This is a genomic window from Salinispora pacifica CNR114 (assembly GCF_000514775.1).
Lineage (GTDB): Bacteria > Actinomycetota > Actinomycetes > Mycobacteriales > Micromonosporaceae > Micromonospora > Micromonospora pacifica.
On the sequence record NZ_AZWO01000068.1, the window covers coordinates 1 to 8588 of the forward strand.

8 protein-coding genes are annotated in these 8588 nt (G+C 69.2%); 5 read left to right on the forward strand and 3 right to left on the reverse strand.

The window, feature by feature from the left end:
* Positions 1–10 precede the first annotated feature (10 nt).
* The 3 genes from B118_RS34005 to B118_RS29225 all read left to right on the forward strand — a co-directional run bounded on the left by B118_RS34005 (position 11) and on the right by B118_RS29225 (position 3111).
* Positions 11–433: a DUF5372 family protein gene (locus tag B118_RS34005; protein ID WP_420329464.1), complete on the forward strand. Its 423-nt coding sequence runs from the start codon at positions 11–13 to the stop codon at positions 431–433.
* Complete coding sequence (locus tag B118_RS0124395; protein WP_028193441.1) at positions 430–2466, forward strand: recombinase family protein; 2037 nt, start codon at positions 430–432, stop codon at positions 2464–2466. The genes B118_RS34005 and B118_RS0124395 overlap by 4 nt, the downstream gene beginning before the upstream one ends.
* A 66-nt stretch (positions 2467–2532) precedes the next feature.
* Positions 2533–3111 carry a GNAT family N-acetyltransferase gene (locus tag B118_RS29225; protein WP_050592854.1) on the forward strand — a complete coding sequence of 193 codons (579 nt, stop codon included), beginning with the start codon at positions 2533–2535 and terminating at the stop codon, positions 3109–3111.
* Between the two features lie 107 nt (positions 3112–3218).
* On the opposite strand, the gene B118_RS0124405 is transcribed toward B118_RS29225, so the two are convergent.
* From B118_RS0124405 to B118_RS0124415, 3 genes are all read right to left on the reverse strand, one after another.
* Entirely contained in the window at positions 3219–4928 is a 1710-nt protein-coding gene (locus B118_RS0124405) for a TrbL/VirB6 family protein (RefSeq protein ID WP_028193639.1), read from the reverse strand.
* Positions 4929–5239: 311 nt separating this feature from the next.
* Complete coding sequence (locus B118_RS0124410; protein ID WP_043542014.1) at positions 5240–5587, reverse strand: pilin; 348 nt, start codon at positions 5585–5587, stop codon at positions 5240–5242.
* Between the two features lie 302 nt (positions 5588–5889).
* Entirely contained in the window at positions 5890–6708 is an 819-nt protein-coding gene (locus tag B118_RS0124415; RefSeq protein ID WP_028193641.1) for a hypothetical protein, read from the reverse strand.
* A 705-nt stretch (positions 6709–7413) separates the two neighbouring features.
* On the opposite strand from B118_RS0124415, the gene B118_RS0124420 reads away from it, so the two are divergent.
* Positions 7414–8103 (forward strand): hypothetical protein, encoded by a 690-nt coding sequence (locus B118_RS0124420; RefSeq protein ID WP_028193642.1) that lies wholly within the window; start codon positions 7414–7416, stop codon positions 8101–8103.
* Positions 8096–8588: TRM11 family SAM-dependent methyltransferase (locus B118_RS0124425; protein WP_028193643.1), on the forward strand; the 493-nt coding region annotated here is incomplete at its 3' end. The genes B118_RS0124420 and B118_RS0124425, both read left to right, overlap by 8 nt.

The following is an 8588-nucleotide window of genomic DNA, read 5'->3' on the forward strand; positions in this document are numbered from 1 at the left end:
GCGGGAACCCGTGTCCTATAAGGCTCGTCCGTCCAGGTACTCTTCGGACTCATTGACGATCACCCACCCTTTCCATCCTCTGAATGGTCGGTGCCTTACGGTGTTGATCACGATGCGTAAACGCACCGGGTTGTGGTTCATGTGCGAGGTCGACGGGAGGCGGCGGGTCACGGTGCGTCAGGAGTGGACGGATCGTGGTGTGCCGGCGTCGTCGGATCGGCTTGCTGTTGAGGGGCTGGTTGCCGCGCGGGCGTTGGTCGACGCCATCGACGTGGCGCGGACAGGCAGTACTCATGAGGTGGCTCCTGAGCGGGACTGGGATGGCTCGGACGAGCCGGAGACGAGGGTGGTTGAGCGGGCCGGACCTGCGTCAAGCGGTGATGGCGGTGGCGAACATGCTCGAGGCGCTGCTGAACGCGGGTGCGGCTGGTGAAGCCGTCGCCGAAGGTCATGTCGTCGCATCTGAGCCGGCAGGCGATCGTGTATGTGCGTCAGTCGACCCTCGCCCAGGTGCGGGAGAACACCGAGTCGACGACTCGGCAGTACGGGTTGACGGCGATCGCCGCGGAGCTCGGCTGGCTGGCCGAGCAGATCGTCGTGATCGACGCCGATCTGGGGATGTCCGGGCGGTTCGGCTCCGAACGCGATGGCTTCCGCGACATCGTGGCGCGGATTTGCATGGGCGAGGTCGGCGCGGTGTTCGGGTTGGAGGTGTCCCGGTTCGGCCGTTCGAACGCCGACCTGACCCGGTTGATGGAGCTGGCCCGTCTCACCGACACCCTGCTGATCGACGCCGACGGCGTCTACGACCTGGGTAACGTCAACGACCGGTTGCTGCTCGGCCTCAAGGGTCAGATGAGTGAGATTGAACTGCACTTTCTGATGGGCCGGCTGCACGGCGCGAAGCTGGCGGCAGCGCAGCGCGGTGAGCTGCGGCACCCGCTGCCGGTCGGCCTCGTGTACGACGCTGACGGAGACGTCGTCAAGGACCCCGACGAGCAGATCCAGGGCGCGGTCACGGACCTGTTCGCTGAGTTCCACCGCGGCGGTTCCGCGCTCGCGGTGATGCGCGCCTTCGACGCCGCGGGCCGGCTGTTCCCGCAACGCACTTGGGGCGGAGCATGGGCAGGCAACCTCAAGTGGGGCAAGCTGACCCACGCCCGGGTGCTGCAGGCGTTGAAGAACCCGGCCTACGCCGGCGCCTACACTTTCGGCCGTTCCACCGAGAGACGCCGGGTGCAACCCGACGGGACGGTGCGCAGCTCGCGCCGTAAACGCGCCCGCGAGGACTGGACGGTCACCATCCAAGACCACCATGAGGGCTACATCAGCTGGCAGGAATACCTTGACATCGAGGTGAAACTCGCCGCGAACAACACCCAACGCGGTGCCCGCCCGGCCCGGGAAGGGACCGCGCTGTGTCAGGGCATCATCAGTTGCGGTGTCTGCGGCGGCCGGGTCGGCACCCGCTACGACCGCGGCGACGCCCGCGCGACCTACACCTGCCAGGTCAAAGACTCGATCCGCACCCCGCAGTGCCGGACCGTGGTCGCGACCACCGTCGACGCGGCCGTCAGCGCCCTGTTCCTCGACACCATCACCGAACAACACATCACGATCGCGCTGGCCGCCAGCGACGAAGTCACCGACCGCCGCGTGCGCACCCACCGGGCCGCCGAACTGGCCGTGCAACGCGCCCGCTACGAAGCCGACCGCGCCGAACGAGCGTTCACCAACGTCGAGCCAGAAAATCGCCTGGTAGCCCGAAGCCTGGAGAGCCGATGGGAAGCCAAGCTGGCCCAACTCGCTGACGCCGAAGCGGCGCTGGCCACCGCACACGCCACCAGCGCCCCAGCGCCCCAGCGCAACGCGCTGCAAGCCTTGGCTGCTGACCTGCCACGGTTGTGGGACAGCCCCACCACCAGCCACCGCGACCGCAAACGGCTGCTGCGCAGCCTGATCGCCGACATCACCCTGCTGCCCGCCACCGACGACGACAGCGTCCGCATCGGTGTCCGCTGGCACACCGGCGCCACCGACGAACTCACCGCGCTGCGGCACGGGCCCGGCCGCACTCCCGCCGGCGCTCTCGAGCTGGTCCGCCGCTACGGCGCCACGCACACCAGCGAACAACTCGCCGAACGGCTCAACGCCGCCGGCCTGCTCACCGGCAAAGGCAAACCCTTCACCGCCGCAGGCGTCGCCCGTGTCCGCGACGCCTACAAGATCTGGGCACCCCGAACCGTGGCCATCCAAGATGGCGAGATCAGCGTCAAACACGCCGCCGCCCAACTCGGCATCCCCGCCGACGCCATCTACAACTGGCTCATCAAAGGTCAAGTACCAGCCCGCCGGGCACCCGGCGGACGCTGGTGCATCCCCTGGGACCCCGCAACACAGCAGATCTACCGGCAGAAAGTCGCTCGATCGTTCCGGCTCACGCCCAAGAACCCATCCCGAAGCTGACCTGAGCAGCCCGAGCGTTGCAACGTCGGACAGAAACCGACAGAACGCCATGAAAGGACCACCACCATGGGCGATGATCAGCTCGGTCACAACGAACTGCTGACCACGCGATTGGCCCTGCGGCGACCCACCCGGGCGGCCATCGACACGATCTACCGCATCCACCACGACCCGGCGGCATGCGCCCACAACCCGGCCGACATGCTCGCCACCCGCGCCGACGCCGAAGACCGCTACCACCGGTGGGACCAGCACGGCTTCGGCTACTGGGTCATCCACCCTCGTGAGGCCGACGCCCAGCACGGCATCTTCGGCTTCTGCGGACTCAAGCTCATGCACCTGCAGGACCAGCAGGTACTCAACCTCTTCTACCGCCTGGACCCGGCCGCCTGGGGAAACGGCATCGCTACCGAAGCCGCGACCGCAGTCGTCACCTGGGCAACCACCAACCTGCCAGACCGTCGGATCATCGCTCGCGTCCGCCCGGACAACATCGCTTCCGCCACAGTCGCCGGCCGAACAGGACTGCGCCGCGCCGAACATCTCGACACCGCCGGAGAGGACGGCCTCGACTGGATCTTCACCAAAAACTGGACACCGACCCGGACGCAGTCGCCCGGCTCGCCCATCAGGGCGCGAGACTGACCGCAGCAGCGATCCAAACCCATCCCACAAGCACACCCAGAGAAGGCAGTATGAAGCGCCCGTCGGTACTCGCGCGCGAAGCGGCGCCTCATCGTCACGGCGGCTCATCAGCTACCTGCCTCTCGGGGACGGCGCCGCACTGTCGGCGGGGACGGTCGTTGCGGGGACTGGGACGGGGACGGGGACGATGCCGGTCGGAACACCGGAGCCGCACTGCGCGCTGGTCGAGGCGGGGACGGTCGCGGCGGGGCTGGGGACGGCCGCGCGGCCGGTGCCGGGCGGGGGGACGGCCTCGCGGCCGGTGTTGTGGTGGCCGGCGGTGAGCCGCCCCGGGTGGTCTGGCGAGGTGTGGTGGTGGGCCGCCGGGCCATCGTGGGTCGGGTCGCCGGGGTCGGCGGTGCGGAGGAGAACACTGGCGTGAACGGTGCCGGTGGGCGGCGTGGCGCGCTCTGCCGTGCTGGCGGGTTGGAGAACACTGCCGCGGGTGTCGGCCCTTGAGGTGTCGGGCTCGTCGGTGCGGGCGTGGTGGTGCTGAACGCTGGCGGGGTGGGCGGTGTACGCGGTCGAGGGGTGGCCGGTTGTGGAGGGTTGGGCTGCGAAAACGCCGGGGTCGGGGCCGGACCGGTCGGGGTCACCGTTGGGGTATCCGACCGGGCCGGGTGGCTAAACGCGGGTGCCCCAGCGGTGCCCGCCGGCACCGACAATGGTGTTTGCGTGACAGGGGCGTTACTAAACGCCACCGGGGTGGGTCGGGGCGGCCGGGACAGCGGCGGGCGTGGGGTACCCGGACGGCCCCTGACGGCGGGGACGTGCCGAGCGGTACTCGACTTTGCTGCGTTCCTGGTGGTGCTCCCGGCCCGTTGGCGGGCAGCCGTCCCTGTGCGGGTGGCGCGGCGGCCTGCGCCGATGGACGTGGCGGCGGCCCCGAGGGTCTTGACCATGACGTATGCCTGCAGGAGTTGCCCGAGCAGCCCCCGGCCCTGGTTACGCAACCCGAGCGGGGCGAGGACGAACTGTGTGGCTAGCCCTGGCAGCTTGGTCAGTAGCCACAGCATCGTGACGCAGACCAACACTCCGAGCAGGCCGCTGGTGGTGGCCGGAACGCCCATGAGGACCAGCCCGTGGGGGGTGAGGAACACCCTCACTGTGGCCAGGACGATCACCGCCTGGGCCACCTGCAGGCCGAGGCACGCACTGAAGGCCCGCCACCAGGTGTAGGCCAGGCCCTCGGTCTGCGGTGTCGCGTGGCACGCCAACGCCAAGGGTGCGACCCCGATGAGGACGACGAGCAGCGCCACCCGCAGCAGGAATGTGATGACCACGACGATGCCGAGGACGACCACGGCGATGACCAGCAGCGCGAGCAGGATGTTCGGGCTGCTGGGAGCGGTCAGGGGCTGGTCGAGGATCCCGACGATCGCAGACGCCGCCGCCGGTCCGTCGACACCTTGGCCGGCGATGGCGGCGGTCAGGGCGTTGGTCGCCTCGATCGCCTTGCCGCACAGGATGAGGGAGACATTCGAGATCACCGCCCCGAGGGCCAGCCGCGGCGCGATCTCCTTTAACCCGTAAGCCGTCTGGAGGGTTTCGCGGGAGGCGATGATGAACCCGCCGGCGATGATGAACAGCACGTAGATGCCGTTCGCGGCGACCAGGCTGGTCGTCCAGATCGCCCTGACGTGCTCGCTGCCGGTCAGATCCGGGGTGGATAGCGCTGTGCGGCCGAGAGTGTTCATCACGGGCGTGAGGCCGGTCTTGGCAATCCACAGTAGGAGCTCGTTGATGGCCTTACGGATCTGCCCGGGGATATCGAACATGCCAGGGTCGTCGTCCCCGCTATCGGGTGGTGGTGCTGCGGGCGGGGACGGCCCTGGGGACGGGGCGGGTGTCGGCGGGGACGACGGGGCGGGCGGGGTCGGTCCGTCCGGTGGCGGCGGGGGAATCGGGGACGGTGTCCCCGGGTCGGGGGCCGGTGTCGGGGACGGCCCACCCGGAGCGGGGACGGGTTCCGGGGACGGCTGCGCCGATGCCGTCCCCGCGAACACGGGACCGCTGGCGAGCCCGATGCCGAGCACGATGAGCACAAGCAGGCGGGTACGGCGATGTGGTGGTGTGAGGTGGGCTGCCATCACGCCACCCACTGGCCGACGATCGTGACGAACAGCGGCGCCAGCATCGCCAGGGCGTAGCCGATCGCGGCGGACCTGAGCGCGAGTTTGGCCTTCTCCACCTCACCGGGATCACCGTTAGCGGCGGCGTAGCGAAGCCCACCCACGGTGAGAAAGAGCGTGGCGACGGCGACGAGGATGCCGACCAGCCAGGCACGGATGTTGTTGACCACCTGCTCGATCGACTCGGCCGCGTACGCGACGTCGGCAACGAGGGCCACGGCGACGGCTGTGCTGACGGTGACTGCCACCGCCGGAGCCGCGCGGCGCACAGTGCGGGTCAGGCGTCGACCGGGCCGGTCGGTCATTGGGCGGCGCGGGGTCGGACTCGGGCGGTGTGACGGGCGGTGGTTCATGGGACGTGGGCACCTTCCAAGGGCAGCCCAGCCCCACACCCACAAGGTGTGGGGCTGGGCAAACGGGCGAGAGATGCTGGTGACCAAACGACCGGCCGTGTTGGCCGTCCTCCTTCGAAGGATTCGGGGGCCGTTACGGGGTGTCAGCGCCGTCAGCGGGGCCGGTCAAAGCCGGTCACCAGATGCGGGAAAGTCGCGCACTAAGAGATACAGATTTCGGGCCGGTTTTCGACATCGCGCCGTCAAGATGCAGGTCAGGCATGGTGCACCGGATCGGGGGCAAGGGTCATCGTGGCCTCGGCGATAACTGCCTTGTCCTCGTCGGACAGGGCGCCGCAACGGATCGCCGCGACCAGACGCTCCTCGGCCCGGTCACGCGCCTTGTAGACCGCTTTCGTCGCCTTGCCGGAGCGCTGCGCGTAGTCGGCCACCGACACGCCTTCCAGGCGGGTCGCGCCGATCAGCCCCGCCTCCGCAACGGTGATGACCCGGGCCGCGACCGCGCGGGCCAGCACGAAGTCCGGATGCCCTGCACCGGAGGGCACCGGCGCCTGAACCGCGGGGACTTTGGTGCGCGGCTCGTCGGCGCGCAGCGCCGCACGGGCGGCGGTGACCGTCGCCGACAGCAGCCGCTGCGCCACCTTGGCCCCGCCGGGCTTCACCGTGCCCAAAGCGGCAATGAACGCAGTCAGCAGTTCGGCCTGCACGTCACCGGAGAAGCCGCGCAGCCGGTAGGCCGCCTGCCGCAGCCCCGGCAAGGCCACCCCGACAGCGCCGACGACCCAAGCCGGGCCGTCGGTGCGGGCACGGCCAATGAGCAGCCGCCACACCTGGTCGCTCGTGGCGTAGTCGCAGGAGGGGTGCATCAGGATCGCCGCCAGCTCCGACAGCGCGATCTGCCGACGCGGCAGCCCTCCACCGAGGCCGGCGCCGTCCACCGACAGCGGCTCCGGACCGGTCGTCAGCAGGCGCAGCGAGTTCGCGGCGACATCAAAGGGCCGCTCGCCGTACACCAGACACGGTGCGTCCAGACCAACAGCGGCGGGCAGCACGGAAGAGTCGAACTCAGACATGGACAACCCCCGAAAGGTGGGTGTGGGATACCGGCGCCTCGCTGGGCGTCCGGCGGGAACAGCACCCATCCCGCCACTCGGGTGTAACAGATCATGAACACTGTCGATCTTGTTCAAGGGGGTTACAGCGCGTGTTCCACCCTTGCGCTAGCAGCCCAGCCGAGCGCCTCCCGGTCTCCGCAGCCCACACGCCTACCGAGGGGTGTAACAGGGATGCCGAGCTGCGTGTTCAACCCTTCGCCGGGGCGCAGGTGCAGCCCCGGCCCTCCCTCGACCGAGAACGCGCCGTGAACATCAACGACCAATGGCAGCAAGCGATTCGCGTGTGGTCGAGTGGCGGGGCTTGGCCACCCCTCGGGCGGGCCGACCTATTTTGATCTTGTTACACCGGCGGGTGGATCTTGTTGCAGGCACCAGTGATTCTGCTTCCAAGAGTCGATCATGTTGTAGGGACTTGGCGATTCAGCCGATATTTGGCCGCGATCCCGGTCGACATCACATCCCGCCGCACACGCTGTCGCATCGTCGCGTTCAGGGCTTTGACCTGCGTGTTCAACCTCAAACCGATCTTGTTATAGGGGTGTGACAGGCGGCTCCAGACGCCACCCGACGGCGGCGTCGAGGCCGGGCCGATGTCGAAAACAAGCCCGGAATCTGTATCTCTATGTGTCAGCGTTCCGTCGGCGGACACGGCCCACACGCCCCATGCCGCAGACCCAAACCCCCCACACCCTCCCCCCGGCACCCGTCGCCCTACTGCTCACCCCCACCCACACCCACCGACCCACCAACCCAGCCGGGCGTCCGCTACCCGACTGGTACGGCATCCACCCCGACCACGTCGCCCACCTGCTCGCCCGCTACACCCGCCACGGCGACACCGTCCTCGACCTCGACGGCCACCCGACCGTTACCGCCGCCGCCGAACACCTACACCGCCGACCCGGCCCCGCCGTCACCAACGGTGAACACCCGCACGTACGGCCCGAAACCCTCGACGGACACCCGACCCACAACACCCGCCCTGAAGCCGGACTCGTCCTGGCAACGCTGCCGCGCCTGAACATCGACAGCCGCGACCCGAACGACCTCAGCCAGGCCATCGGCGCCTGGCAGACGCTGCTGCGCCCCGGCGGCTACCTCCTCGTCCTACTCACGACCGGACCACAGGTGAACGCGTTCGGGCACCGCTCGACGGTCATCGCCGCCGCCCGCACCGTCGGGCTGCTTTACCACCAGCACATCCCGGCGGCCCTGGTTCCGCTGCCCGAGACCGAGCCACGCACCGACACCCGACCCACGCCCCGCCCACCACTGCACGCCGGGCACCACGTCCGGGCACACCAGGACCTTCTTGTGTTCGCGTCGATGACTCCGGAGGCCGCCAATGTCTGACTTCCCCTCGGCCGACCGTCCCGCCATCGGCTGCGCTGCCACAGCTGAGCTACTCGGCCAGGGCTACCCCGGGTCGGTGTGGCCGACCGGGCAGCAGCCCTCCCGAGAACTACGCAAAGGCCGCTACACCCCGGCATCGATCACCCACCCCGGCAAGATGCTGCCCACCATCGCCCGCTACGCCATCAACACCTACACCGACCCCGGCGACCTCGTGCTCGACCCGATGGCCGGCATCGGCACCACCATGGTCGAAGCCATGCACCTCGACCGCCACGGCGTCGGCATCGAATACGAACAGCGATGGGCCACCCTCACAGCGGTCAACCTCACCCTCGCCGAACGACGCGGCGCCCCCGGTACCGGACGGGTCTACACCGGCGACTCCCGGCAGCTACCCGCCCTACTACCACCACAGATACACGGCAAGGTCGCCCTCGTCGTCACCTCACCGCCATACGGGCCCTCCACCCACGGCCAGGTCC

What these genes read in the sequence shown, in the direction of transcription:
- B118_RS0124415 (WP_028193641.1), bottom strand. Translation starts at nt 6,708, where the DNA reads ATGTCTGAGTTCGACTCTTCCGTGCTGCCCGCCGCTGTTGGTCTGGAC.
- B118_RS0124405 (WP_028193639.1), bottom strand. Translation starts at nt 4,928, where the DNA reads ATGTTCGATATCCCCGGGCAGATCCGTAAGGCCATCAACGAGCTCCTA.
- B118_RS0124410 (WP_043542014.1), bottom strand. Translation starts at nt 5,587, where the DNA reads ATGACCGACCGGCCCGGTCGACGCCTGACCCGCACTGTGCGCCGCGCG.
- B118_RS0124420 (WP_028193642.1), top strand. Translation starts at nt 7,414, where the DNA reads ATGCCGCAGACCCAAACCCCCCACACCCTCCCCCCGGCACCCGTCGCC.
- B118_RS29225 (WP_050592854.1), top strand. Translation starts at nt 2,533, where the DNA reads ATGGGCGATGATCAGCTCGGTCACAACGAACTGCTGACCACGCGATTG.